Here is a 23,896-nt window from a genome sequence, read left to right on the forward strand (position 1 = left end):
ACCACTCGCCTGTAAGGATGGGCGGGTGAAGGAGTTCTGGGACAACATCACGTCGGTTCAGCCGGAGCCGTCGCTCCAATTGATCATCGGTACGGGCGTGGCCGCGCTGCTGCTGATCGCCTGGCGACCGATCTGGAAGCACACGCGGCAGGTCGTGACGATCGCGCACGAGGGAGCGCACGGACTGATCGCCGCGCTGGTCGGCCGCAAGCTGTCCGGGATCCGGCTGCACTCGGACACGTCCGGCGTCACGGTGTCGCGCGGCAAGCCGACCGGCGGCGGAATGATCGCCGTACTGCTGGCCGGCTACCCCGGTCCCGCGCTCTTCGGCCTGGCTGCCGCGTTCGTCCTCAGCCGCGGGTACGCCGTTGCGCTGCTGTGGGGACTGCTGGCGGCACTGGTGATTCTGCTGCTCCAGATCCGCAACCTGTTCGGGCTGTGGTCGGTGCTGGTGTTCGGCGCCCTGGTGTTCAGCGTGACTTGGTGGGGTTCTCCCTCGGTGCAGTCCACCTTCGCGCACCTGCTCACGTGGTTCCTGCTGCTGGCCGCGCCCCGTGCCGTGCTGGAGCTGCAGCGCTCGCGGCGGCACGGTCAGGGGCGCAGCTCCGACGCGGATCAGCTCCGGCGCCTCACCGGCGTGCCGGCGTTGATGTGGGTCGGTGTGTTCGGGCTGGTCACGCTTGCTTGCCTTGCGCTCGGCGTGCTCTGGTCCGGCGTACTCCCGAGCTAGGGCGGCGGCAGCGTGACGCCGAAGCCGGTCAGTGCGAGTCGCAGCAACACCTGTCCTGGCCTGAGCAGATCAGCCACCTTCGCCGCGCTCAGCACCTCTAGTTCAGCTAGCCGCTTCTCGTAGTCGCCTTGTACGCGCGCCTGCTGCAGCTCGACCGTGTTGTGCCAGACCTTCTGCCGGGACTCGCGCAGGAAGCGTCGCGACGCCAGCCGGTTGAGTGGTGTGAGGACGCGATCGATCAGGCTGCGCGCACCGGTCGCGGCGAGCTCGCCGTCCTCTGCCGCGACCCGTTCCGCCAGCACACCGTCGATTCGTTCGTGATCGCGCCGGCGGCGATCCATCAGCCGCGGATCGAGGAACTCGTCGTCGCTGATCACCGCGAGCAGCGCCTGCGGCAGGTCGTAGTTCACGTGTGCGTTGATGCCGAGCAGTACGTGCGCCAACGCCGGCAGCTTCGCCGGTGCCTCGAACGCCAGCCGCCACGGACGCGCCACCGACGTCCCGTCGTGCGCCTGCAGGTAGAGCTCCGCGAACTGCACGTCCCAGACCTCGACCCAGTCCGGATCCTCGAACCGGCCCTGGCCGATCGCCCGCCCCACGGCCTGTGTGGTGCGCAGATACGTCTCCAGAAAGAACCGCCGATGCGTAAGCTCCGGCGGCAGCTCGTCAACCCGCAGCCGCATCCCCGCAACAACGTCCTCGATCGGACTACCATCAGCCATCGGATCTCCTCAGGGGGAGGGATCATGCGCATTCGAACAGGACCACTGTCCTTCGACCCAGTCGTCATCGGCAACCGCGAAGCAGACGCCTGGGCCGCGTACTACCGCCACGAGTGGCGCGCGTTCCTCGTCGCCGCGGTCGGCATGGTCGCCGCCGGGTTCGGGATGTCCGTAGGTCGAACGCTCGCAGGCGCCTGGTATGTACTACGCGCCAACCAGGCCTGGGCGCCATACCCCGACAACCAACCCGACGCGGCCCGCGCCTACATGCGCCGCTTCTACGAGCTCGTCGCACTCTCCAGAAAACTGACCTTCGACCCGGCCCGCGCCGCCCACCTGGAAGTCTCGTGGTGGCACGTTCATCGAGCGCATCAGGACTCGGAGGACGTGACCGAGGAACAGCTGGAGACAGCGCTCGTCGACCTCTACTCGTACGTGTACGACGCCGAGCGGGACGCCTTACGGCAGGCAGCGCGGAAGCGGGTCGAGGCGATGGGCCTTTCGGACCGGTGGGTTCGGGCGGGGTGTGATCGGGACGACCCGCTGCTTGCGGAGGAGCGGCGTGCGTTGGTTGCGTCGTACGCCGCTCTCCGGGCTGCTGTTGAGAACTAGGCACGTCCTCCGCTGATCGGGCGGTCGCGTTGTGCGACGCCGGGGCCGCCGTACGGGTAGTCCGCTGCACCCGGGTCGCTGGCCTCGTCGAGCTTGGCGGTCTCCTCCGGGGTGAGGTGCAGGTCGGCCGCGGCGAGGTTGTCGTCGAGCTGTTCGAGGGTGCGAGCGCCGAGGATCACCGACGTGATCGCAGGCCGGTCGACCAGCCACGCGAGCGCAACCTGCGCCATCGAGATCCCGCGGGCCTCGGCAATCTCGCGGACCGCGTCGACCACGTCGCGGACCCGCTGGTTGCGACTGCGGCGGTACCAGGACTCGACGCCGCGGTCCGGGTTCTCACCGAGCCGTGTCGCACCGGCCGGCTCCTCGTCGAACGAGTACTTCCCGGTCAGCCAGCCGCCACCAAGCGGCGACCACGGCAGCAGGCCCAGCCCGTTCTCCTGCGCGGCCGGGACGATCTCCCACTCGATCTCGCGCACCAGCAGGTTGTACTGCGGCTGCAGCGTGACGAGCCGCGACCACCCGCGGTACGCGATCAGGTCACACGCCTTCTGCAGCTGCCAGCCGGTGAAGTTCGACAGGCCGCCGTACGAGATCTTGCCGGCGCGTACGGCGTCCTCGAGGAAGCTGAGCGTCTCCTCGAGCGGCGTGACCGGGTCCCAGGCGTGCAACTGGTAGAGGTCGATGTGGTCCACGCCGAGTCTCTGCAATGACGCCTCCAGCGCCTTGCGGAGGTGCCGGCGCGACGTACCGACGTCGTTCGGCCCGTCACCGGTCGGAAACCGGCCCTTCGTCGCGAGCACGACGTCGGCGCGCTTCTTCGCCAGCCAGCGGCCGACGATCTCCTCGGACACCCCGGCCGTGTAGACGTCCGCGGTGTCGACGAAGTTGCCGCCCGCCTCGACGTACCGGTCGAGCTGCGCGTGCGACCCGGCCTCGTCGGTCTCGTTGCCGAACGTCATCGTGCCGAGCGCGTACGTCGAAACAACGGCGCCACTCGCGCCGAGAGTGCGATATTCCACGGTGGCTCCCTCTCATCGAACTGTCTGAAGCGAAGACTACGGTGGCGGGTATGAAGACAAGTGAACTGCTCCTCGATGCGCACAGCCGGGTCCAGGAGGTGCTGCACGACATCGTCACCGGGCTCGACGACAAGACGCTCGCGACCCGCCCGGGCGACACGGCGAACTCGATCGCTTGGCTCGTCTGGCACCTGACCCGGGTCCAGGACGATCACCTGGCGGACGCGGGTGGATACGAGCAGGTCTACACCGCCGACGGGTGGTTCGAGCAGCTCGGGCTGCCGCTCGACGCGGCCGACACCGGGTATGCGCACACGTCCGACCAGGTCGGGCTCGTGAAGCTCTCCGCGGATCAGCTGCTCGGGTACTACGACGCCGTACACGCGCGGACCGCGGAGTTCCTGCGCACCGTGACCGACGACGACCTCGACCGGATCGTCGACCGTCGATGGAACCCGCCGGTCACGCTCGGAGTGCGGTTGGTCAGCGTCATCGACGACTGTGCGCAGCACTCGGGCCAGGCGGCGTACGTGAAGGGTCTGCTCAGCTGAGAGTGGTGTGCCAGAGCGAGGTGCCGGCGATCAGGTAGAGCTTGCGATCCGGCATCAGTACGGCGTCGGTCACCTTGCCCTCCGGTCCTACTGCGTCCTGGACGGTCCAGTGGCCGTCCTGACCGGTGAGCACCTTCACCTTGTTGTCCTGGGCCACAACCTGGACGACCTTGTCACCCTCGACGATCGGCGGCGGCAGCTTGTCCTTGTCCCCCACCGGGATCGACGGCACGCCCTGCAGTCGCTTCGCCGTCCCGGAGGCGTCGAGCTGCCAGATCGCTAGCTGACCGTCGACGTACCCGGAGATCACGCAGTCCTTCGCGCAGGTCGCGGTGTTGGCCTGGCTGCGGCTACCCGGGTCTGGCAGCACGATCCGGGTCCAGCCCTGGTTGAGTTTGGTGGACCGCCAGACGGCCGCCTCCTGCGCGACGGTGTTGGGCGCGAGCCGGACCTGCGAGCCGACGAGGACGATGCTGTTGCCGAGCGTCGTACCGAAGCCGGGCCCGACCAGGAGGGACGGCGTACTTTGCAGTGCGGTCTTCGTCGGGTCCTGCCTGGTCCATTTGCCGTCGCTCTGCGGCAGCCAGACCATTGCGTCGTTGCCGGTCTGGACGCCGCCCCAGGTGCCGAGCAGCGCGCCACCGCTCGGGGTGCGGACCGCGCTGAACAGATCGCCCGCGGTCTGGCCGCCGAAGGTCCAGAAGTTCTGTGGCTGCTCGACGAGGCCGGTTTGCGGGGTGCCGGTCCAGACCGTCCAGCGGGTGTTCGAGTGCGCGCCGCCGGAGGCTCCGCCGAGCGCGAGGAGCTGCTTGCCGTCGTACGCGATCGAGTACCAGATCGCCTCGAAGGCGTACGGGCTGGCCGGGTTGGGTCTCACCGTGATCGGTGTGCGCTTGCCTGTGTTGTCGAGGAGTTGGAGCTCCGGGACGACCTTGGCACCACGGTGTCGCAGGCCTACCAACAGCTGGTTGTCGTAGGCGGTCAAGGTGACCGGCTCGGCCGGGCTGACGTCGACCATGGTCCAGTCGTCGAGGGTTTGCGGCTTGTCGTCAGCTTTGTCGTCACTGCAGGCGGTGAGGGTCGCGAGCACCAGGATCGCGATCGCAGCGAGGCGCCGCATGTCAGCGGCTCTGCGGAAGCTTGGTGGTCCTCTTCCGGCCGGTCCGCGGCGCGGACGGCGGTGGCACGACCGGACCGATGTCGCCGTCCGGCGCGGTGTCGAGGTCGATGATCACCGGGGCGTGGTCGCTCGGGCCGGTGCCCTTGCGGGCCTTGCGGTCGATCCACGCGGCCTTGACCCGCTCGGCGACCGGTTCGGTGGCGAGCATCAGGTCGATCCGCATGCCGAGGTCCTGGTGGAACATGCCGGCGCGATAGTCCCAGTAGCTGAAGATGCGGTTGTCCGGCCAGCGGTCGCGGACGACGTCGTGCAGGTCCTTCGCGGCCATCAGTTCCGCGAGCGCCTGCCGCTCGGGCGGGGTCACATGCGTCTGGCCGACGTACGCCACCGGGTCGAAGACGTCGGCGTCGGTCGGGGCGATGTTCATGTCACCACAGACGATCTGATCGACCGGTCCGCTCGCCACGACTTCGGTCAGCGCCGCCAACCAGGCGAGTTTGTAGTGGTAGTGGTCGGAGTCGGGCACGCGACCGTTCGGCACGTACAGCGAGTGGATCCGGACACCGCCACAGGTCGCCGCCACCGCGCGGGCCTCGGGATTCGGGAACCCGGGCGCGCCGGCGACTCCGGTCACCACGTCCTCGAGCCCGACCTTGGACAGCAGGGCGACCCCGTTCCACTGCGGTTCGCCGTACAGGCCGATCTCGTAGCCGCGGCCGGTCAGCTCGTCACCGAGCAGCTTGCTGAACGCGTCGTCGGCAAGCTTCGTCTCCTGCAGGCACACGACGTCCGGCTGCCGCTCGTCCAGCCAGTCCAGCAACCGCGGCATCCGCTGCTTGACCGAGTTCACATTCCACGTGGCGACTCGCATCCGACCAAGGTAGCGCCAGCCACGGACCATTTCAGCCGAGCTTCGGCGCCCGCCAGACGAGAGTGTTCAGGAGGTCGGTGCCCGGACGTTCGACGCTGTTGTTGTGCCGGGGTTTGTCCTTGCGTCCCCAAGCGTCGTTCCCCAGCCACGGCGGTACGCCGAACGGCAGGTCCCGCGGCGGGATCGGCGCGTAGTCGGACTCGGCGAACTTCACGCCGTAGTTGGGAACCGTGTTGTCGCCGTCCGGATCCGGCGTGACGATCGCCCGCAGCTCGACGATCGCGTGCCGCCAGCTGTCGACGAGCACCTTCGGGCTGCGACTCGACGGATGCGGCACCTCGAACAGCGGTACGTCGGGCCTGTCGGTCCACAGGTGAACGGCCGAGCGCGCCTGGGTGCCGAACGCGACGATCGCCTGCAACTCGGGGCCGGTGATCAGGTCGAGCAACGTGTTGCGCCAGGCGAGCTGGTCAGGCCGGGAGAGCAGCGGTGCCGCTTGCTGTGCGCGAGACGGTCGGAGCGCGTAGGCGTACGCGTTGATCAGTGCGTAGCTGCGGGTCAGACCGAGCTTGCCCAGGAAGCCCTGCACGCGCTGACCGGCATCACCGACCAGCGTGCGACCCGCGACGCGTTCGGTCGGGCCCGGGTCGGACGCGATCGCCAGCAGCCGGGCCGTGCGATTGAGCCGTCCCCGATAGAAGACCGGGCCCCAGTCGTGCCAGAACAATTCCCGGAAATCCGCATAACTGGGAACTTTCGCGAAGTGCCGCGCCACCGGAGCCGGCGGGCCGGGATCGAAATCACCCATCGAAGTACCTCCCCCTCGGCGATACGCTCGTAATCAGGGGCGGCAACGGGGATTCTACGGGAGGGTGGGCCATGTTTGTACTGCGTGGAACCGTGATGACGATGCGATCGGGAGGGGACGTTCTCTCCGGCGGCGCGGTCTACGTCGGCGACGACGGGTTGATTGCGGCGGTCACGCCGTTGGACCCGGTCCCGGCAGGATTCGGGAATGCGCCGCGGATCACCGCGGGCGGGTTGATCTGCCCGGGTCTGATCGATCTGCACAATCATTTGATGTACAACAGCCTGCCCTTGTGGACGGAGCCTTCACGGGCCGTTCCGTGGACCTCGCACAATCAGTGGGGCCGCGCGCCGACGTACAGCAGCCAGATCAGCCAGCCGGCCCGCCTGCTCGGCGCCACCGCGGGACGAGCGCTGTTGCGGTACGTCGAGACGCGGGCGATCGTCGGCGGTACGACGTCGATCCAGGGGAACCCGCGCGGCGCCGTACCGCCGGACAACGACCTGATCCGGAACGTCGACTCGGAGAAACTCGGGACGCACGACGATTTCATCCGGGTCAGCACCCTCGTGGCCGACAACGCGGCCGCGCTGGCGCCGTACGCCGCCGCTGTGCAGGCCGGGCGTGGATTCATCGCGCATTCGGCGGAGGGGTCGGATCCGAAACTGCGGGCCGAGTTCCGGCTGCTCGCCGATGTCGGTGTGGTGAAACCGCAGCTGGTCGCGATTCATGGCGGGGCGTTGAATGCCGATGATTTCGCGGCGATGAAGGTGGGGAATTCGAGTCTGGTCTGGTCGCCGTTCTCGAACCTTTGGTTGTACGGGGCAACGGCCGATGTGAAAGCCGCCCATGCGGCCGGCGTGCGGTTGTGCCTGGGGTCCGACTGGGGTCCGTCGGGGACGCGAACTGTCCTGTGGGAGTTGAAGGTTGCCGATCTGTGGAACAAGACGCAATCGGTCTTCACCGACGAAGAACTGGTCCGGATGCTGACGTCGAATCCCGGTGAGGCGTTGTCCGGGGTCTGGCCGCGTCCGGTCGGCCGGCTCGAGCCCGGCGCGCTCGCGGACCTGGTCGTCGTCCGGCGTTCTGCCGCGGGCACCTATCGCAGTGTGATCGAGGCGACCGAGTCCGACATCCGACTGGTCGTCGTGGGCGGCCGGGCCCGGTACGGCCTCCGGTCGCTCATGACACCGCTCGCGCCCGCGGCGACGCCGATCAAGGTCGGCCGGCTGTCGCGCGCGATCGACTACGGCGACCCGGCCGTCACCTGGAAGACCGTCGTCGCGGACCTGGAAAGGATCCGCAGCGACCCGGCCGGGGCGTCCGCCCGCGCCGCCGTCACCTTCGCTGCACTCATCGGGGACGGTGTGGCCGGGAACGGTCTCGCCGACTCGTTCGTGCTGCTACCCGACATGCCCGCGCCCGAGGTCGACGACGAGATCCTCCGCGGCGGACCCGCCACCCCGTCCCCCGAGCCCGTCACCATCCCACCGCTGGAACCACTGACCACCGGCACGGCCTGGTTCGACACAGTCGACGCGAACCCATTCCACAACGGTCTCCTCAGCGGCCTCCGCGCGTACGCCGGTTGACCCTACTCACCTTCTGTAGTTATCCACATACTTGAAGTCACCGGTCCTGTGGGGGTCGATTCGAGGCACTCTCTTTGGCAAGGAGATCGGCGGCGAAGGGTCCGGAATGGGAGATCTCGACTGCGAACCGGCGGACATCACCGCGCTGGTGGCGTATCTGCGCGACATCGGGCAGCACGAACTACTGACCTTGGAGGAGGTGAACGAGCACTCGTACTGGATCGAGGCCGGCCTGCTGGCGGCAGAGCGGTTGACCGGCGATCCGGGGCGGCACGATCCGCGCGACCTACAGAAGGTGGTCGCGCTCGGGCAGCACTCGTGGCAGCGGATGATCGAGGGCAACCTGCGCCTGGTCGTGTCCCTCGCCCGGCGGTACGGCGGGAAGGGCATCTCGCTGCTCGACCTGATCCAGGAGGGCAACATCGGGCTGATGCGGGCGGTCGAGCGATTCGACCACCGGCTCGGGCACCGGTTCTCGACGTACGCGATCTGGTGGATCCGGCAGTCGATCGGGCGCGCGATCTCGGACCGTTCCCGCCTGGTCCGGATGCCGGCCCAGGCGTACGCCGACGCGTCCCGGGTGGCGTCGGCGCGCCACGACCTGACCCAGGAGCTGGGACGCGAACCCGGTACGCCGGAGCTCGCGCGGGCGACCGGCCTGAGCATCGCGCGGATCGAGCGGGCGCAGGCATGGCGGATGCAACCCGAGACGCTCGATGTCGAGGAAACCGACCCGGTGATCGACGACGACCCGATCGTCCTGCGGGCCGCACTGCGCCGGGACCTTGCCCATCACCTCCAGTTTCTCGACGACCTGCACCAGTCCGTGCTCCACCGGCGGTACGGGCTGCACGGCCATATCCCGTCCACTCCTGAGGAGATCGCGATGCAACTAGGTCTGAACTCGGCGAAGGTCCGCGCGCTGGAGCGAGAAGCCCTGCGGCAGCTTCGGCGCCGGGCACTGCCCCAACTCCGCGACTACGTCGCCTGACCAGCCGGCTTGCTCAACAGCCCCTGGTTGAGTGCGCTGATCGGCTTCTTGGTGCGGCTGGGATGATGGGGGGTGTGAGACTTCTGCGTACCCCCTGGCCGCGTGAGCTGGGCGAGGCCGTGTCGGCCGCCGCCCGTCAGTCGACCGGGAGCAAGGAAGACGTCCTGGCCGCCGTCGAGTTGACCAACGGCCGCTGGGTCGCCGGTACTCGCGCGGCCGTCTACCTGCCGTCGGACGCCGCGGACGCCGACCGCCGGGTCGGGTGGGAGAAGATCGAGCGCGCCAACTGGGACTCCGAGGCGTCGGTCCTGCACGTCTACGAGACGACCGACTTCGGCACCCCGCTGCGGGCCACCGAGCTCAAGGTCGAGGACCCGGGCCGCTTCGGTCAGCTCCTCCGCGAGCGCGTCGACGCGAGCATCGTCGTACAGCGTCACGTCCCGCTGGCCGGCAAACGCGGCGTACGCATCGTCGGCCGCCGCAACCCGGCCGCCACCGACGCGTCCGTCACCTGGAACTTCGTTCTGGACAAGGGATTGGAGCCCACCCAGCCCGGCGTCGTGGACGCGGCCGAGGCGGCGCTCCGACAGGTGCGCGACGAGTTCGGAATCTGACCCGGCAGCGGCCCGAATCCCGTTTTTGTAGTTCGCGGCCCGCCTGCTAACCTACTCAGGTCCTCGGGGATCGAGGGCTTGAGCACCACCACGATCCCGCGTAGCTCAATTGGCAGAGCAGCCGGCTGTTAACCGGCAGGTTACTGGTTCGAGTCCAGTCGCGGGAGCAACACATCAGCCGGGCCTCCACTGGAGCCCGGCTTCTGCATTTCCCAGGCCGCTCAACCGCCTGCCGGGTAAGTTCGGGGAATGAGTTACCGGGGGTGGGTGGGGCTGGTCGGTGGGCTCCTGTTGCTAGCGGGATGCGGAACCGAGGCCGCAGGGTCCGGGGCAGTTGGCGGAGGGCCGACGTCGCCGAGAGCGAGTACTCCGACTGTCGCGCCGACGCCTACTCCTCCTCCTCCAACCTGTCCTGCATCGGGCGCGATGATCACCGTCGGACCCGTTGAGCCGGCGCTCGGCCATCGAGCCGTCGTACTCAAGCTGACGAACTGCCGGACCGCTCCGATCACGGTCAACGGCTACCCGGACGTTGCCGTACTCAACGCTCGCCGACGAACGATGAACGTGACCATCGCGCACGGTACGTCATACATGGCACGAGACCCAGGCCCGACCCAGATCCGCCTAGATAAAGGAGAATCAGCGCTCGCCGCCGTCTCCTGGTCGAGCACCGTGGAAGTTGCCGAGGACAAGGCCTCCGGCACCTATCTCGCCGTCGCGCGCCACCGCGGAGAGCGACCGGTGATCCGGCCGGTCGACACCGACCTCGGTACGACGGCCAAGGTCACGCTGACCGCCTGGTGCCTGAAGTTCCCGAATTGATTCGCCACAAATCTATTTCGGCTCACCTATTGGCCTAGACCGCCAACTGGGCTACTTTCCTCTGCAGTATCCCGAGGGGGCCTCGGGGATGGAGGGGAAGGAACCCTGTGAACATCAAGAAGGTTTTCAACACCAAGGGTGGCCGGCTGCTGGTGGCCGCCGTACTGGGGGCCGGCGTGCTGGTCGGTGTCACGGTCGCGGCGAACGGCGCCGTACGACCGGACTGCAAAACCCTGTCGTACCCGCTCTGCGCGCGCTCGGTCGCCGCGGGGCAGGTCGTCGACAACAGCATCCCGGCCAGCAAGCTCGTGCCGGCCGATCGCGCAGCGTTCCTCAAGAACACGGACGTGTACGGCAAGTCCGGTGTGTCGGCCGACTTCAAGGCCGTGACCATCGACAAGATCGGCGGGTCGTTCAAGACCAACAAGACCAAGGTGGGCGAGTTCAAGCTCGAGCCCGGCACCTGGCTGCTGAACTCGACCGCGTTCTTCGCCCGCACCACCGCCGGCGCTGCAGGCACCCGGCCGCAGCTCGCCCTCCGCGTCGGAGCCTCCGACACGGCGTTCGGCACCGACTACGGCACCATCCTCGGCGCCGAGATCTCCCCCGCGAAGGACCGCGAACTGACCGGCTCGACGGTCAAGGTCGTGACCGTCGACAAGGCAACCACGGTCGAGGTCTTCGCCTTCGGCTACAACGACGACGCCAGCGCGGCCGGAAGCGGCGAGATCGCCGCCTCCGCGTCCGTCGTAGCGGTCCTGGTCGGCTGACCGGGCACCAGCTCGTCAAGGAGACCCTGACCGCGTCCGGCGGTCAGGGTCCCTTCGTGCTTCAGGAGGAAGTGTCTACTTCCCCTTCTTCCGATCGATCGCTCGCTGGATACGTTGCTGAGGCTGACCGAGGATCTTCGCGAGCAGCGGCACGCGGTACTTGTACGCCGCGATCGCGCCCACCACGATCACCAAGAAAATGAACCAGCCCATCGGGGTTCCCTTCTTCTGGACCTGCCTCCATCATGCCCGGTCCGCGGTAATCACAGCTCAGTCAAACCCCTGACCCGCCCCTGGTTTCGGACCGCGTCAGCGGCCGGCGGTCAACCTCTGCCGTCACCGGACCTGTTCTGCCAGCAATTCCCGGGCCAGAACCTCGGCCCACCACAGCTCGACGCGTTCGGCCGACCAGCCGCGCTCGTCGATCAATGTGCGGTAGACGTCCACGTTGCACACGCCGGCGTAGATATCGACGGCCGTCTCGACCTCCAGGCCCTCGCGCAGCACGTTCTTCCCCCAGGCGGAGAACACTGCGACGCGAGTTTGGTCGGCCTTGCGGCGGCCGTCGCGGTAGGCCGCGTCCAGCTCCGGCTCGGCGCGTCCGGCCTCCCGCAGGAGCAGGATGACATCCCCGGCGCGCTCGTACAGGCGCCGGTCGAAACCGGCCATCGCGGCGAGTTGCCGTGCGGGATCGTCCTTCGCGGCCTCCAGGTCGGCGAGTTGGCGGTCCAAGTCACCGGACAGGTCGGCCGCGTCGGCCAGCGCCTGGGTGAGGCCAGTCTTGTTCCCGTACACCGCATAGACCGTCGGCGCGGAGACGCCCGCCTCCCGCGCCACGTCGCGCACGGTGGTGGCGGCCCAGCCGCGGCTGACGAACAGCCTGCGGGCGGCGTCGGCGATCTCGGCGCGGGTCTGCAGCGCTTGCGCCGTACGGCGCATCGAGTCGTACCGCCGTCGCTCCACCTCTGCTCCCATGCCCGCACCCTAGCCGGATCGACGCTTTACGCTGCTTATAATGAATATGATCAGCGTAAGAGTCCAGCGAAAGGCGCACAGATGAAGCTCGTGATCTTCGGGGCCAACGGCCCGACCGGACGGTTCACCACCGCCCAGGCACTCGCCGAGGGCCACGCCGTCACTGCGATCACCCGGCACCCGGAGACGTTTCCGCTCAGCGACGAGTCGCTGAGCGTCACGAAGGCGGACGCCCTCGATCCCGACGCCGTACACCGAGCGGTGGCCGGGCACGACGCGGTGATCTCGACGCTGGGCGTGCCGTACGGCTCCGAGGCGCCGACCACGTTCTCCGTGTCCGCCGCCAACATCGTGAAGGCGATGACCGCCCATCGCATCCGGCGACTGGTGTGCGTGACCTCGACCGGCGTACCGATGAAGCCACCGCCCGGCGAGACGCTGATCTACCGCAAAGTGGTGGTGCCGATGCTGCTCAAGATGGGTCGCCCGCTGTACGAGGACGGCGGCCGCATGGAGGAGATCGTCGCCCGCAGCGGCCTGGACTGGACCGTCATCCGCCCATCAGGCCTGTTCGACGGCGACCAAGTCACCAGTTATACCGTCGGCGCACCGCAGATGGTCGGCCGCTTCACATCCCGCCGCGACCTCGCCGATGCCCTCCTCCGGGAGGCTGTCGAAGGACGCAACCTCCGCTCAGTTGTAGAGGTCATCACCACCGAAGACACCCCGAGCGTCTACCGCGTGTTCCTGAAGGAAGCCCTCCGCATCGGCAGCAAGCCCTAGCCCGCCACCACCCGCCCCGCACCTCCATCCCGCCCGCCCCGCCCGGACCCGATACGATCTCCCGCACACGGGGCGGTAGCTCAGCTGGTTAGAGCAGGGGACTCATAATCCCTGGGCCGCGGGTTCGAGTCCCGCCCGCCCTACTTTGGGTCTGTGTGAGCCCGGGTCATCCTTCACAGGTTGGCTCGGGCTGCCAGCCGGACAGGGCGGCTTGACCTGGAGCGCGCTTCAGTAACGAGGCTGGTGTCATGAACACACCCACGATGGCCCTCGGGGCGATGTACTTCGGCACGAGGGTGGACGAACGGACCGCGTTCTCGATCCTCGACCGGTACGTCGAACTGGGCGGGGCCTTCATCGATACCTCAGACAACTACAGCTTCTGGACCTCCGAGACCGGCTTCGGCGGCCAGAGCGAGGCGCTGCTGGGTCGCTGGCTGGCGTCCAACCCCGGGGTCCGCGTCCGCCTCAGCACCAAGGTCGGTGCCCAGCCCACGCGGGTCGGCGGGTTCCCCGATCACCTCGAAGGGCTGCGCGAGGACGTCGTGCGCGGAGCCATGGCACAGAGCTTGGAGCGGCTGGGCGTGGACGGTGTCGACCTGTACTGGGCGCACGTGGAAGACCCGACCGTTCCGGTGGAGGACCTGGTCGAGACGTTCGGCGGCCTGGTCCGTGACGGCCTGAGCGCTCGCTGGGGCGTGTCGAACCACCCGTCCTGGTTGCTCGAGCGGATCCGGGCCACCGCCGAACGCGCCGGCCACCCGCAACCAACCGCCTACCAGGAGCGCTACTCCTACCTTCAGCCCGCCGGCGGCATGGCCGTGGAAGGCCAGCCGATCCCGCTGGGAATGCTGTCACCGGACGGCCTCGACTTCCTGCGACGCAACCCGTCGTTCGACGGCTGGGTCTACACCGCCACCCTCCAGGGCCGATACGACCGCAACGACCGCCCACTCGAGACCGAGTACCGCCACCCCGGCACCGAACGACGGCTGGCGGCGCTGACCCGTGTCGCGACTGCGCGCGGACTCCGACCGGGCCAGGTGGTGCTCGCGTGGCTGGCCTCCGGGACCCCGGCGCTGACCCCGATCGTCGGAGCCAGCAGCGTCGAACAGGTCGAGCAGGCCGTGGCAGGCGCGTCCACCACCCTCACCGACGATGAACTGACGGCGCTGGACGGCGCATAGGTCACGACGCCGTTCATCTTCAACCCCGGCACCCTCACCTGCGGCGGTCGGCCTACAGGCTGAAGGCTATTGAGCGCAGGATCAGTGCGGCGAGGAAGACGGCTGTGAAGGCCAGGTCGAGTGCCAGGCCACCTACGCGGACCGGTTTCAGGACTCGTCGTACTCGGCCGATTACCGGCTCTGTCCAGGCGTGGGTCAGGGCGCGGGCTCGGCTTGCCCATTGAGGGCCGTTTGCCAGGACGCCCGTCCAGTCCAGCACCATTCGTGCGATCAACACCAAAATGAACGCCGTCAGGATGTACCCGACGAGAGCTCCGATGAGGCTCATGACCAACTCCTCCGTGACCGCCGCGCTGACCGTCTTATCAGTGTGAACGCTGCAGGCCACGGAGGAATGTCCCCAGCGCCGTCTTCTTAGCGGACTATCAGGTCGGAGACCGGTGGGGTTGCCCCTTCGGAGTTCGGAGGGGCAACCCCAGTGGGTGGGTTAGTGGCGGGTGACCGCGGCGTAGGCGTCGACTATGCCGTGGCCGTAGAAGCCGTTGAAGTCTCGCGTTCCCTCGCAGAGGGCGTTGAACTCTTCGGAGCGGCCTTCGTTGATGTAGGTCTGTAGTGGCGGGTTCGGGCAGGCGCGGGGCTGCGCCGTGTTCATCAGGATCCGGCCGACCTTGTCCGGGTCCATCCCGAAGTCGCCGTGGCTCTTCTTACCGAACTGGCTGACGATCAGTGCGGCCACGCCGGTGGCGTGCGGTGATGCCATCGATGTGCCTTGGAGCACGTAGTAGTACCCGCACTTGGTGAAGTCCGTGACGCCGGCCGGGCACTGCTTCTGCGCTCCTGCCGTGACGCCGGCAGGGGTGATGTTTCCGGCCGCGTCGACCAGTCCGGCGACCTGCAGCGTGTTGACCGGGTACGTCGACAGGATCAGGTTCTCGTTCGTCCGGTGCTGCGGCGTACCGAAGTAGTCGCGGAACCAGCCGCCGGGCGCCGAGACCTCGGTCTGCTCAACGCCGTAGTTGGAGTAGTCGGCCTTCGTCGTCGACGGACCGAGCGCCGAAACACCGATCACGTGCGGGCCCTCGACCGGCAGATCAACGCAGGTCGCGTTGTCGATCGGCCGCGGGTACGCCGTGTTCACCGGGAAGTCGGGGCTGCTGATGTCTGTTCGTGGCTTCCCGAGATCCTCGTGGTTGTTGCCGAGCGAGCCGACGAGCGTGACGCCGTGGTTGTGCGCGTAGTTCAACGCCCGGTTCATCGTCCGGATGATGACGCGCTGCTCAGCCTGCGCCTCGGGGCTGTCGGCCGGGTTGGCGGTGCAGTTGTACAGCCACGGGTCGACGTAGAACGACATGTTGACGACATCGAGTCCGACGTCACCGGCGTACGTGAGTGCGTCCGTGACCGGGCCGAGGAACAGGTAGCCGCTGTCCTGGCCGCCGCGAATCTCCACCAGCGTCACGTTCGGCGCGACGCCGGAGACGCCGGTGCCGTTGGCCGCGGCACCGATCGTGCCGGCCACGTGGGTGCCGTGACCGCTGTCGTCCCAGCCGACCGGGTCGACACAGCCGCGGAACTCGCACACACCGTCGATCTCCGGGATGTCCGGCGCGAAGTTGCGGGACAACTTCCAGTCGAAGTTCGGCGCGATGTCCGGGTTGCGGGCATCGATGCCTGAGTCGAGTACGCCGACCTTGACCGACTTCTTGCCCGGCTGGACCGTCCGCGCCAGATCGGAGCGAACCATCTTCAGACCCCACAGTTGCGCGTCGAGTGGGTCCATCCCGACCGTCTTCTTGGCCGCCGCTGCTCCGGCCTTGCTGGTCCCGCCGTTCTCACTCTCGACGTTGAGTGGCTTCTGCTGCGGCACGGTGCCGATCGGCCGGCTGCGGGCCGCGCCCTCGACCGCGCTCGACGCGGACACGCGGCTGACGAATCCCGTCGCGGCCGCGCGCACGGTCAGCGTGCCCAGGTTCGCGTTTTCCTTGACCACTTCACCGCCGGCGGCCTTGACCGCCGCGATGGCCTGGTTACGGTCCGCGCCCACCTCGAGCAGGACCAGGTATTCGGTGTCTCCTCCGGCAACGCTCGTAGCCCCGGCGCCGGCTGTGACCGGTACCGCGAGCGTGGCAGCGACCAGAGCGATAGCCCCGGTCACCGCCATCAGACTTCTCCGGACGTCCCTCATTGGTGGATCCCCTCCCCTGGAGAATGTTGTGACGGGCCTCACAGTAGGTCGGAGCGCCGCAACCGAGAAGGGGACGACGTTGTCAGTTCCCGAAGCAAAAGCGCACCGCCGGGTGCGGCATGCTGGGCTGCCTCACGATCAGCGTCGACGAAGGGGTGGTCATGGACTGGAAGGATCTGCCGATCGATCACTGCCCGCGGGGTGACGAGGTGGAGATGTTGCAGTTCGCCTTGGACCGGGTGCGGCAGCAGTTCGCGTGGAAGACCGGCGGCCTCACCGCCGAGCAACTCCGGCAGACGCATCCACCGTCGACGATGACGCTGGCGGGACTGATCAAGCACATGGCCTTCGTGGAGGACGGCTTCACCGGGCGGGCGGCCAAGCAGCCGCTCGCTCCGCCGTGGGACACGCGCAGTTGGGTCGAGAACGACCGCTGGGTTTGGGAATCCGCGGTCACCGACGATCCGGACGAGCTGTACACGCTCTGGTACGCCGCTGCCGCGCGCTCCCGCGCCGCCTGGCAACAGCTGAGCGCGGACGGCGGCCTCGACGCCTTGATCGAGGACCCGGATCCGGCCTGGACCTCGAACCGCCGGCGCATCGCGTTCGACCTGCTCGAGGAGTACCTCAAGCACACTGGCCATGCCGATGTCCTGCGCGAGGCCGTCGACGGTGTGACGGGAAACGATCCTGACTGACATCGCGGGCGCCTTGCGGGATTCGTACGGCGTCCACGCGGCCGAACTGCACCGGATCCCCGCCGGCACCAACACCATCAACTACCGCGTCGTCGCCGAGAACGGCCGGCGGTGGTTCGCCAAGCTCTACCGTGGCGACTTCGAGCGCGAACGCGCGGCGATCGAACTGACGGAGTTCGCCCGCGACGGCAAGGTCCCCGTACCGGCGGTACGGCGAACGCTCGATGGCGACGTGATCTGCCAACGGGTGCCGATGTCGTTGTGGGAGTTCGTCGACGGCGAGACGGCCGAGGGCGGGATCACCGGTGCTCGCTGGCAGGCGGTCGGCACCGTGCTGGGCAGACTGCATCGACGGTTGGCCGAGCATCCGGCCGCGACGCCGACGAGGCAACCCGCCGTCGGCGTGCGCGATGTCAGCAAGGCGCCGCGGTCCTTCGACCGGGTGATCGACGGGTATGCGAGCCGAGCGCAACTCAACCCCTTCGAGCAATGGGCCTGGGAGGCGGCCAAGGAGCGCCGGGGACTGCTCGAGCGGGCTGGCTCGATCCTGGCGGAACTGCCGGACCTGACGGTGCAGATCGTTCATGGTGATCTCGCCTCTCCGAATCTGATGCTGCGCGACGACGAGGTCGCCGCCGTGATCGACTTCCAGCCGCCGAGCCCGCGGTTCATCGCGTGGGAGATCGCCCGGATCGGATGCGACCCGCGCACCGTGATGCTCGGCGATGACTGGATCGACGGGCTCGCCGACCTACTGCTCGCCTACCGCGACGAACATCCCGCCGCGCATGTCGACGACCTCGTGTCCTCGGTCGCCACGGGATGCGCGTACACGCTCGCCTCGACGTACCCGCTCGCCGAGCCGCTCGACGATCCAGGCGCCGTCACTCCGTCTCTCGAGCTCTACGCCCGGGCGCGTCACGAGACCGCGCTCGTGCTGCTCGAGCGGCTCCCCGACGTACAGGAAAGGTTGCGGGGGCGGCTCAGACCGAGACCTTGAACATGCGCTCGGCGTTGTGCAGGGACTCGGTCACGATGGGCTGGGAGTTGGCGATCACCTCCTGCTGGTACGTGACGAGGTCCTTGTCCGACGTCAGCGCGCGGGTCAGTCGCGCGGCGTCCCATAGGGCGGTGTTGGCACCGGCGCCCGCGGCCGGGGTCATCGGGTGTACGGCGTCGCCGAGCAGGGTCACGCGCGATGATGACCAGGACGGAACCTTGATGCAGGTCCGCAGCGTGATCGGGAAGGCCGCGCCGGGCTCCCCCGCATCGACCAACTCGCGGATCGTCGGGTGCCAGTCGGCCACGGACCGCTCCACGATCGCCCACAGCTCCGCCGGGCTCATCGCGAAGAGCTCATCGTCGGATGCGCCGAGCACTGGGTTCGTCCCGGTCAGCACCGCCATCAGATAGTCGCCGTACTCCACCGGCGGCTCCCGGAACACCACCGGCGCGAACGCCGCACCAAGACCGGACCCGTTGCTCGCGAAGCAGAACCCGCGAAGGAACGCTTCCGGCGCTGTCTCCCGGACGGCCGGAGTCAACGGCACCTTCCCGTAGATGCAGCGCACCCCGATGTCCAGCACGTCGAGCTCCGGCACCAACTGACCACGCACGCGCGAACCGACACCGTCCGCGCCGACCAGCACGTCCGCGACCGCGGAAGTCCCGTCCGCAAAGGCGATCTCGACCCCGTCGGGCGTCTCGACGTACGACGCGAACTGCTTGCCGAACTGCAGCACGTCGTCGAGCCCGGTCATCAACGCGCGACGGAACGCATACCGATCCACCGAGGTCACGGCATCCGGACCGGCCACCGGGTACACCTGCTCGAACTGTGGGTTCAGCTGGTCGTCGAAGCCCGCCACCAGGTCACCGGGCTGCGTCGCCGTCGCGATCACCCGACGCCGCACCGCGTCCGGCAGCATCGCGGCCAGCGCCTCCTCGCCGACCGGGCTGATGTGGATCCGGTAGCCCTGCTTGCGGTACTGCGGGGAGGGATCACGCTCGAACACCGTGACGTCCACGCCCACCTTGAGCAACCCCTGTGCCAGCGCCAGTCCACCGATCCCCGCACCCATGACCGCGACCTTCATCTCCGACTCCAATCATCCGCTCGGCAAACTTTGTCATCCGTTTGGTTGATTAAGTTAGCACGCCGGATGGAAGTCCGCTAGGATGATTTTCGTGCGGCGATCACCGGAGCCTGAGCAGCGGCAACGCGACCCCGAGCGCAGCAAGCAGCAGTTGCTGGACGCGGCGGTGGTCGAGTTCGGCACGCACGGGTTCAGCGGGGCGCGGGTGAGTCAGATCGCCGCCCGCGCAGGCGTCAACAAGCAACTGATCTCGTACTACTTCGGTGGCAAGGAAGGTCTGTACCGTGCGGTCGCCGAACGCTGGCGGGCCGGCGAGCCGGATCTCACGGCGGACGCGGAGTCCCTCGGTGAGGTGGTCGGGGCGTATGCGAGTGCCACGATCGCGCAGCCGGACCTGCTCCGGCTGCTCGTCCGTGAAGCGGTCGAGCGGGACACCAGCAACCTGGACCGGGAGGGTCAGCGCGCCCGGTTCCAGGCGATGGTCGAGGACTTCAAGCGTCGGCAGGCCGACGGTGAACTGGCGCCCGACCTGGATCCGCGGCACACCGCGCTCGCGCTGTTCGGCCTCGCGGCCGCGCCGGTGGTGTTCCCGCAGATCGCCATGGCGCTGGGCCTGGACGTCGACGGCGAGGGTTTCGCCGCCGAGTACGCCGACCAGACGGCGAAGCTCGTCTCACACCTGAAGAAACCCTAGATCGCTCCGGAGATGGCGCGGTTGCGGAGTTCGGACTTGTAGGCCTCGAGCGCGATGAGTTCGCCGAACATCCGGTTGTACTCGTCCGCGCGTTCGATCGGGTTCGTCCGCTGCAGCTTCGACTTCAGGTCCTGGATGCGGCGCGCGCAGGTCAGCTCCTGCAGCCGAGCCAGCAACGCGAGCGCGTACGGCTCATCGGGCTCCCGGCCCAACCGCAGCGGATCCACCGCCAGCGCACCGACGACCGCGGTCGCCGGGTCGTTCCCGATGGCATCCCGTACGGCGACCACCCAGGCCTCACCGGGTGGCGCGGCGGACGGCCCACCGATCTTCGCCATCGCGGCCCGGATCGCTCCCAGCCAGGGATGGGTGAAGTCGTGGTCGTCGAGCTCGTCGAACGCGACCCCGACCAGCGACGGATGCTGCATCGCGACCTTCAGCACATCCCACTCGATCACGAACCGCTGGTCCCGCGGCGACGGAATATCCACCCGCGGCCGAGCGGGCTCAACGGTCCCAGCCGCGTGCGCGGTGTGCGCCTGCGCTTGTCCGTGTGCCTGCCCAGAAGTCGAATTCTGCCGGGAAGCAGCCTTGTAGACCTCGGAGCGGACCTGGTCCTCGTCCATCCCGAGATGCCCGGCGAGCTCGCGCGTGAACGCGTCCACCTTCGACCGGTCACGGATGCTGATCACCAGCCGCGCCGCATCCCGCAGCGCGTCGATCCGGGTGTCGGCCCGGTCCAGGTCGTACTTGGACAGCACGTTCCCCAGCACGAACCGGTACAGCGGGACGCGCCGCCCGATCAGCTCCCGGACCGCGGCGTCCCCCTTCTGCAGCCGCAGGTCGCACGGGTCCAGTCCGTCCGGCTCGACCGCGACGTACGTCTGCGCGGCGAACGCCTGGTCGCCTTCGAAGGCCTTGACCGCGGCGCGCTGACCGGCCGCGTCGCCGTCGAAGGTGAAGATCACCTCGCCGCGGAACTGGTCGTGGTCGAGCAACAGCTGCCGCAGCACGCGCGCGTGGTCGTCGCCGAACGACGTACCGCAGGTGGCGACCGCGGTCTGCACGCCCGCGAGATGACAGGCCATCACGTCGGTGTAGCCCTCGACGACCACCGCCTGCCGGCCCTTCGCGATCTCCCGGCGGGCGAGGTCCACGCCGTACAGGACCTTGGACTTCTTGTAGATCGGCGTCTCGGGGGTGTTCAGGTACTTCGCTTCGATCCGGTCGTCGTCGAACAGCCGGCGCGCGCCGAACCCGATCACGTCGGACGACGCGTCCCGGATCGGCCACATCAGCCGGCCGCGGAACCGGTCGTACAGCCCGCGCTGCCCGTCGGCGACCAGGCCGGACGCGACCAGCTCGGCGTTCGTGAAGCCACGACCGCGGAGGTGGCTGGTGAGCGCCTCGCCGCCGCGCGGCGAGAACCCGACCCCGAACTGCACCGCGGCGTCCTTGTCGAAGCCGCGCTTGTCCAGGAACTGCCGCCCGATCGACGCCTCGGCCGCGCCGAACAGGTTGTCGACGAAGAACTCGGCCGCGACCTTGTGCGCCTCCACGAGCCGCGGCCGCTGGTTACCCGGACCGCGCTGCACCGGCGCCCCGGAGTCCTCGTAGCGCAGCTGGATGCCGACCTTCGCGGCCAGCGTCTCGACCGCCTCGGAGAAGGTGATCTGGTCGACCTTCTGGATGAAGTCGATGACGTCGCCGCCCTCTTGGCAGCCGAAGCAGTAGAAGAAACCGCGGGACGGGGTGACGTTGAACGACGGCGACTTCTCGTCATGGAACGGGCAGAGGCCCTTCAGGTTGCCCCCGCCGGCGTTCTTCAAGGTCACGTACGAGCCGACGACGTCGTCGATCCGGGCGCGCTCGCGCACCAGCGCGATGTCCTCTTCCTTGATCCGGCCTGCCACCCCGCGAGTCTAGCCGGGCGGATCACGTAGGTTTGCGGGTATGCCACGTACTCTTCGCCCAGGTCAGCGGTCCGAGCTGTACGTCGTCGACGTCGCGACCAATACCCACCGGCTGGTGTTCGGCTCGGACGAGGTCCTGTTCGAGGCGCCGAACTGGCTCCCCGACGGGACTCTGGTTGTCAACGGCAACGGGCTGCTGTTCCGGGTGACGGACGCACTCGAGGAGATCGAGCTCGGCGGCGTACCGGCGATCAACAACGACCATGTGGTGAGTCCGGACGGGCGGACGGTCTACGTGTCGGCGGCCGACGGCCACGTGTACGCCGTACCGATCGAGGGCGGACCTGGACGCCGGGTGACGAACGATCGCGGACCGGGCTTCCACCACTACCTGCACGGAGTGTCGCCGGACGGTACGACGCTCGCATACATCGGGCTGGAGTGGGTCGGCGACCAGCGGATCACCAACGTGTGGACGATCCCCGCCGCGGGCGGCGCCGACACGAAGGTGACCGACGACGACTTCGCCGACGATGGATCGGAGTACGGTCCGGACGGCGCCTCGATCTACTTCAACTCGGAGCGCGCCGGTCAGGCACAGCTGTTCCGGATCCGGGTCGCCGACCGACACGTGGAGCAGTTGACCGACGACGAGCGGGTGAACTGGTTCCCGCACCCCGCCCCGGACGGCTCGGCCATCGCGTATGTCAGCTTCCCGCCCGGCACCGAAGGACATCCGGCCGATATCGACGACGTCCGCCTGAGACTGCTCCTGAAGGACGGCGAGATCCGCGAACTCATCACGCTGTTCGGCGGCCAGGGCACGATGAACGTCCCGAGCTGGTCGCCGGACAGCGCGTCCTTCGCTTACGTCACGTACCCGCTCTAGACCTCGGCGAGGTCCACCGAGGTGTCGGCGAGGCGGGCGGGGTCGACCTGTTTGCCGGAGCGGATGAGGTTCTGGACCGCGTCGATGGCGCCCCATGTGTTGACGTGCATCCCGGCCAGGACGTGGTGGTCGTCGTCGAGCCAGAACGCCACGTAGGCGCCGGACTTCGGGTCGCCGCGGAGGACGACCTGGTACGACGTTCCGCGCGGGATGTCCCCGGCGTACTCCATCCCGAGGTCGAACTGGTCGGTGAAGAAGAACGGGATCGCGTCGTGTGCCACGTCCTGCCCGAGCATCGCCTTCGCGACCGCCGCGCCGGTGTCCTTCGCGTTCTGCCAGTGCTCGACCCGGACGAACCGCCCGAACAGCGGGTGGTCCCAGCGGACCACGTCGCCGGCGGCGTACACGTCCGCGACCGAGGTCTGCAGGTCCGCACCGGCGACGATGCCCGAACCGTTCTCCGGTGTCGCGACCTCGATACCGGCCGCCTCGGCCAGCTCGGTGTTCGGCCGTACGCCGACCCCGACCACCACCAGATCCGCCGGAATCACCTCACCGCCGCCAACCCGGACCCCGGTGACCTGGGAAGTCCCCTCGAACCCCTCCACCCCGGTCCCGAACCGGAACTGCACCCCGTGCTGCCGATGGAACTCCGCGAACAGCTCACCGACCTCTTCACCGAGTACGCCGGCCAGCGCGGTGGACTGCGGCTCGACGACCGTCACCTCGCACCCACGCTCGCGAGCAGCCGACGCCGCCTCGAGCCCGATCCATCCGGCACCCACCACGACAACACGCGGCTTCGCGGCGTACGCGTCGGTCAGCGCCTGCGCCTCCTCGGCCGTCCGCAGGTAGTGCACGCCCTGCAGGTCTGCACCCGGTACGTCGAGCTTGCGGACCCGACTGCCCGTCGCGATCAGCAGCTTCGCGTAGGACACCTGCGAGCCGTCGTCGAGCGTGACTGTGTGCGCGGCCGGATCGATCGCGGTGACCGTGGCACCGAGGCGCAGGTCGATGTTGTTGTCGTCGTACCACTGCTGGTCGTGCAGCTGCGCGGACTCGGTCTGTTCCTTCCCGAGCAGCACGCCCTTCGACAACGGAGGTCGCTCGTAGGGCAGTGACTGCTCACTGCCGATCAGGACGATGCCACCGCTCCAGCCGTCCTTCCGGAGGGCCTCGGCCGCGGTCGCTCCCGCAAGACTCGCACCGACGATCACGATCTGCTCTGCATCAGCCATGACCGAACGA

General features: G+C 68.3%; 26 protein-coding genes and 2 tRNA genes. 16 read left to right on the forward strand and 12 right to left on the reverse strand.

The features are described 5' to 3' along the window. Positions 1-25: 25 nt before the first annotated feature. Positions 26-730 (forward strand): M50 family metallopeptidase, encoded by a 705-nt coding sequence (locus E0H45_RS27920; protein ID WP_131342743.1) that lies wholly within the window; start codon positions 26-28, stop codon positions 728-730. On the opposite strand, the gene E0H45_RS27925 is transcribed toward E0H45_RS27920, so the two are convergent. Then, positions 727-1,452 (reverse strand): DUF5995 family protein, encoded by a 726-nt coding sequence (locus E0H45_RS27925; RefSeq protein WP_131342745.1) that lies wholly within the window; start codon positions 1,450-1,452, stop codon positions 727-729. The two genes, E0H45_RS27920 and E0H45_RS27925, sit on opposite strands and share 4 nt — an antisense overlap. Positions 1,453-1,476: 24 nt before the next feature. Here E0H45_RS27925 and E0H45_RS27930 point away from each other — a divergent pair, with 24 nt between their 5' ends. Continuing rightward, positions 1,477-2,064 carry a hypothetical protein gene (locus E0H45_RS27930; RefSeq protein WP_131342747.1) on the forward strand — a complete coding sequence of 196 codons (588 nt, stop codon included), beginning with the start codon at positions 1,477-1,479 and terminating at the stop codon, positions 2,062-2,064. On the opposite strand, the gene E0H45_RS27935 is transcribed toward E0H45_RS27930, so the two are convergent. Further along, positions 2,061-3,086, reverse strand: a complete 1,026-nt coding sequence (locus E0H45_RS27935) for an aldo/keto reductase (RefSeq protein WP_131342749.1) — start codon at positions 3,084-3,086, stop codon at positions 2,061-2,063. The two genes, E0H45_RS27930 and E0H45_RS27935, sit on opposite strands and share 4 nt — an antisense overlap. A gap of 50 nt (positions 3,087-3,136) precedes the next feature. On the opposite strand from E0H45_RS27935, the gene E0H45_RS27940 reads away from it, so the two are divergent. Beyond that, positions 3,137-3,637 carry a mycothiol transferase gene (locus E0H45_RS27940; protein ID WP_131342751.1) on the forward strand — a complete coding sequence of 167 codons (501 nt, stop codon included), beginning with the start codon at positions 3,137-3,139 and terminating at the stop codon, positions 3,635-3,637. Here E0H45_RS27940 and E0H45_RS27945 read toward each other — a convergent pair. The 3 genes from E0H45_RS27945 to E0H45_RS27955 are packed head-to-tail and all read right to left on the reverse strand — an operon-like array spanning position 3,630 to position 6,436. Then, positions 3,630-4,757: a hypothetical protein gene (locus E0H45_RS27945; protein ID WP_131342753.1), complete on the reverse strand. Its 1,128-nt coding sequence runs from the start codon at positions 4,755-4,757 to the stop codon at positions 3,630-3,632. The genes E0H45_RS27940 and E0H45_RS27945 overlap by 8 nt on opposite strands. A 1-nt stretch (position 4,758) precedes the next feature. Then, positions 4,759-5,628 carry an exodeoxyribonuclease III gene (locus tag E0H45_RS27950; protein ID WP_131342755.1) on the reverse strand — a complete coding sequence of 290 codons (870 nt, stop codon included), beginning with the start codon at positions 5,626-5,628 and terminating at the stop codon, positions 4,759-4,761. Positions 5,629-5,659: 31 nt separating this feature from the next. After that, on the reverse strand, positions 5,660-6,436 hold the full coding sequence (locus tag E0H45_RS27955) for a uracil-DNA glycosylase family protein (RefSeq protein ID WP_131342757.1): 777 nt from the start codon (positions 6,434-6,436) through the stop codon (positions 5,660-5,662). 101 nt (positions 6,437-6,537) lie between these two features. On the opposite strand from E0H45_RS27955, the gene E0H45_RS27960 reads away from it, so the two are divergent. The 6 genes from E0H45_RS27960 (at position 6,538) to E0H45_RS27985 (ending at position 11,228) form a co-directional block, all read left to right on the forward strand. Then, a complete protein-coding gene (locus tag E0H45_RS27960) occupies positions 6,538-8,028 on the forward strand; it encodes an amidohydrolase family protein (protein ID WP_165546612.1) in 1,491 nt (496 codons plus the stop codon). Between the two features lie 106 nt (positions 8,029-8,134). Further along, positions 8,135-9,019: a sigma-70 family RNA polymerase sigma factor gene (locus E0H45_RS27965; RefSeq protein ID WP_131342761.1), complete on the forward strand. Its 885-nt coding sequence runs from the start codon at positions 8,135-8,137 to the stop codon at positions 9,017-9,019. 65 nt (positions 9,020-9,084) lie between these two features. Further along, the gene (locus E0H45_RS27970; RefSeq protein ID WP_131343876.1) at positions 9,085-9,633 is read left to right on the forward strand and encodes a hypothetical protein; all 549 of its coding nucleotides are present in this window, start codon (positions 9,085-9,087) and stop codon (positions 9,631-9,633) included. Positions 9,634-9,727: 94 nt separating this feature from the next. Next, positions 9,728-9,800, forward strand: a tRNA-Asn gene (locus E0H45_RS27975). 82 nt (positions 9,801-9,882) lie between these two features. Next, positions 9,883-10,458, forward strand: a complete 576-nt coding sequence (locus E0H45_RS27980) for a DUF4232 domain-containing protein (RefSeq protein ID WP_131342763.1) — start codon at positions 9,883-9,885, stop codon at positions 10,456-10,458. Positions 10,459-10,565: 107 nt separating this feature from the next. Beyond that, a complete protein-coding gene (locus tag E0H45_RS27985) occupies positions 10,566-11,228 on the forward strand; it encodes a hypothetical protein (RefSeq protein WP_131342765.1) in 663 nt (220 codons plus the stop codon). A gap of 75 nt (positions 11,229-11,303) precedes the next feature. Here the strand turns inward: E0H45_RS27985 and E0H45_RS42595 are convergent, their stop codons facing one another. Next, positions 11,304-11,441, reverse strand: coding sequence for a hypothetical protein (locus E0H45_RS42595; RefSeq protein WP_165546613.1), 138 nt, complete (start codon positions 11,439-11,441; stop codon positions 11,304-11,306). Positions 11,442-11,564: 123 nt separating this feature from the next. Further along, positions 11,565-12,203: a TetR/AcrR family transcriptional regulator gene (locus E0H45_RS27990; RefSeq protein WP_131342767.1), complete on the reverse strand. Its 639-nt coding sequence runs from the start codon at positions 12,201-12,203 to the stop codon at positions 11,565-11,567. An 81-nt stretch (positions 12,204-12,284) separates the two neighbouring features. Here E0H45_RS27990 and E0H45_RS27995 point away from each other — a divergent pair, with 81 nt between their 5' ends. From E0H45_RS27995 to E0H45_RS28005, 3 genes are all read left to right on the forward strand, one after another. Beyond that, positions 12,285-12,986: an NAD(P)-dependent oxidoreductase gene (locus E0H45_RS27995; RefSeq protein WP_131342769.1), complete on the forward strand. Its 702-nt coding sequence runs from the start codon at positions 12,285-12,287 to the stop codon at positions 12,984-12,986. Between the two features lie 69 nt (positions 12,987-13,055). After that, positions 13,056-13,129 (forward strand) — tRNA-Ile (locus E0H45_RS28000). Between the two features lie 105 nt (positions 13,130-13,234). Beyond that, a complete protein-coding gene (locus E0H45_RS28005; RefSeq protein WP_131342771.1) occupies positions 13,235-14,173 on the forward strand; it encodes an aldo/keto reductase in 939 nt (312 codons plus the stop codon). A 52-nt stretch (positions 14,174-14,225) separates the two neighbouring features. On the opposite strand, the gene E0H45_RS28010 is transcribed toward E0H45_RS28005, so the two are convergent. Both E0H45_RS28010 and E0H45_RS28015 read right to left on the reverse strand, forming a co-directional pair. Continuing rightward, positions 14,226-14,501: a YggT family protein gene (locus E0H45_RS28010; RefSeq protein WP_131342773.1), complete on the reverse strand. Its 276-nt coding sequence runs from the start codon at positions 14,499-14,501 to the stop codon at positions 14,226-14,228. A gap of 159 nt (positions 14,502-14,660) precedes the next feature. Continuing rightward, positions 14,661-16,334 (reverse strand): S8 family serine peptidase, encoded by a 1,674-nt coding sequence (locus E0H45_RS28015; protein WP_238155323.1) that lies wholly within the window; start codon positions 16,332-16,334, stop codon positions 14,661-14,663. Positions 16,335-16,519: 185 nt separating this feature from the next. Here E0H45_RS28015 and E0H45_RS28020 point away from each other — a divergent pair, with 185 nt between their 5' ends. Together E0H45_RS28020 and E0H45_RS28025 are read left to right on the forward strand one after the other, a co-directional pair. Continuing rightward, positions 16,520-17,056 carry a mycothiol transferase gene (locus tag E0H45_RS28020; protein ID WP_131342777.1) on the forward strand — a complete coding sequence of 179 codons (537 nt, stop codon included), beginning with the start codon at positions 16,520-16,522 and terminating at the stop codon, positions 17,054-17,056. 13 nt (positions 17,057-17,069) lie between these two features. Further along, a complete protein-coding gene (locus E0H45_RS28025; protein ID WP_202872536.1) occupies positions 17,070-18,056 on the forward strand; it encodes a phosphotransferase in 987 nt (328 codons plus the stop codon). Here the strand turns inward: E0H45_RS28025 and E0H45_RS28030 are convergent. Further along, the gene (locus E0H45_RS28030) at positions 18,040-19,152 is read right to left on the reverse strand and encodes an FAD-dependent oxidoreductase (RefSeq protein WP_131342781.1); all 1,113 of its coding nucleotides are present in this window, start codon (positions 19,150-19,152) and stop codon (positions 18,040-18,042) included. The two genes, E0H45_RS28025 and E0H45_RS28030, sit on opposite strands and share 17 nt — an antisense overlap. Before the next feature lie 91 nt (positions 19,153-19,243). Between E0H45_RS28030 and E0H45_RS28035 the strand changes: the two genes are divergently transcribed. Further along, on the forward strand, positions 19,244-19,846 hold the full coding sequence (locus tag E0H45_RS28035; protein WP_202872537.1) for a TetR/AcrR family transcriptional regulator: 603 nt from the start codon (positions 19,244-19,246) through the stop codon (positions 19,844-19,846). Here the strand turns inward: E0H45_RS28035 and dnaG are convergent. After that, positions 19,843-21,759: a DNA primase gene (gene dnaG, locus E0H45_RS28040; RefSeq protein WP_131342785.1), complete on the reverse strand. Its 1,917-nt coding sequence runs from the start codon at positions 21,757-21,759 to the stop codon at positions 19,843-19,845. The genes E0H45_RS28035 and dnaG overlap by 4 nt on opposite strands. A 40-nt stretch (positions 21,760-21,799) precedes the next feature. Here dnaG and E0H45_RS28045 point away from each other — a divergent pair, with 40 nt between their 5' ends. Then, positions 21,800-22,648 (forward strand): TolB-like translocation protein, encoded by an 849-nt coding sequence (locus E0H45_RS28045; protein ID WP_131342787.1) that lies wholly within the window; start codon positions 21,800-21,802, stop codon positions 22,646-22,648. Here E0H45_RS28045 and E0H45_RS28050 read toward each other — a convergent pair. Beyond that, positions 22,645-23,886, reverse strand: coding sequence for an NAD(P)/FAD-dependent oxidoreductase (locus tag E0H45_RS28050; RefSeq protein WP_131342789.1), 1,242 nt, complete (start codon positions 23,884-23,886; stop codon positions 22,645-22,647). The two genes, E0H45_RS28045 and E0H45_RS28050, sit on opposite strands and share 4 nt — an antisense overlap. Positions 23,887-23,896 lie beyond the last annotated feature (10 nt).

Source organism: Kribbella soli (assembly GCF_004331345.1).
GTDB lineage: Bacteria > Actinomycetota > Actinomycetes > Propionibacteriales > Kribbellaceae > Kribbella > Kribbella soli.

Excerpts from the sequence above, each read along its gene's own strand:
- E0H45_RS27955 (WP_131342757.1), bottom strand. The coding sequence starts at position 6,436 with ATGGGTGATTTCGATCCCGGCCCGCCGGCTCCGGTGGCGCGGCACTTC.
- E0H45_RS27940 (WP_131342751.1), top strand. The coding sequence starts at position 3,137 with ATGAAGACAAGTGAACTGCTCCTCGATGCGCACAGCCGGGTCCAGGAG.
- E0H45_RS28010 (WP_131342773.1), bottom strand. The coding sequence starts at position 14,501 with ATGAGCCTCATCGGAGCTCTCGTCGGGTACATCCTGACGGCGTTCATT.
- E0H45_RS27995 (WP_131342769.1), top strand. The coding sequence starts at position 12,285 with ATGAAGCTCGTGATCTTCGGGGCCAACGGCCCGACCGGACGGTTCACC.
- E0H45_RS28015 (WP_238155323.1), bottom strand. The coding sequence starts at position 16,334 with ATGGCGGTGACCGGGGCTATCGCTCTGGTCGCTGCCACGCTCGCGGTA.
- E0H45_RS27970 (WP_131343876.1), top strand. The coding sequence starts at position 9,085 with ATGGGGGGTGTGAGACTTCTGCGTACCCCCTGGCCGCGTGAGCTGGGC.
- E0H45_RS27965 (WP_131342761.1), top strand. The coding sequence starts at position 8,135 with ATGGGAGATCTCGACTGCGAACCGGCGGACATCACCGCGCTGGTGGCG.
- E0H45_RS28020 (WP_131342777.1), top strand. The coding sequence starts at position 16,520 with ATGGACTGGAAGGATCTGCCGATCGATCACTGCCCGCGGGGTGACGAG.
- E0H45_RS27950 (WP_131342755.1), bottom strand. The coding sequence starts at position 5,628 with ATGCGAGTCGCCACGTGGAATGTGAACTCGGTCAAGCAGCGGATGCCG.
- E0H45_RS27925 (WP_131342745.1), bottom strand. The coding sequence starts at position 1,452 with ATGGCTGATGGTAGTCCGATCGAGGACGTTGTTGCGGGGATGCGGCTG.
- E0H45_RS42595 (WP_165546613.1), bottom strand. The coding sequence starts at position 11,441 with ATGGGCTGGTTCATTTTCTTGGTGATCGTGGTGGGCGCGATCGCGGCG.
- E0H45_RS27960 (WP_165546612.1), top strand. The coding sequence starts at position 6,538 with ATGCGATCGGGAGGGGACGTTCTCTCCGGCGGCGCGGTCTACGTCGGC.
- E0H45_RS27990 (WP_131342767.1), bottom strand. The coding sequence starts at position 12,203 with ATGGGAGCAGAGGTGGAGCGACGGCGGTACGACTCGATGCGCCGTACG.
- E0H45_RS27980 (WP_131342763.1), top strand. The coding sequence starts at position 9,883 with ATGAGTTACCGGGGGTGGGTGGGGCTGGTCGGTGGGCTCCTGTTGCTA.
- E0H45_RS28050 (WP_131342789.1), bottom strand. The coding sequence starts at position 23,886 with ATGGCTGATGCAGAGCAGATCGTGATCGTCGGTGCGAGTCTTGCGGGA.
- E0H45_RS27930 (WP_131342747.1), top strand. The coding sequence starts at position 1,477 with ATGCGCATTCGAACAGGACCACTGTCCTTCGACCCAGTCGTCATCGGC.
- E0H45_RS28045 (WP_131342787.1), top strand. The coding sequence starts at position 21,800 with ATGCCACGTACTCTTCGCCCAGGTCAGCGGTCCGAGCTGTACGTCGTC.
- E0H45_RS28030 (WP_131342781.1), bottom strand. The coding sequence starts at position 19,152 with ATGAAGGTCGCGGTCATGGGTGCGGGGATCGGTGGACTGGCGCTGGCA.
- E0H45_RS28005 (WP_131342771.1), top strand. The coding sequence starts at position 13,235 with ATGAACACACCCACGATGGCCCTCGGGGCGATGTACTTCGGCACGAGG.
- E0H45_RS27945 (WP_131342753.1), bottom strand. The coding sequence starts at position 4,757 with ATGCGGCGCCTCGCTGCGATCGCGATCCTGGTGCTCGCGACCCTCACC.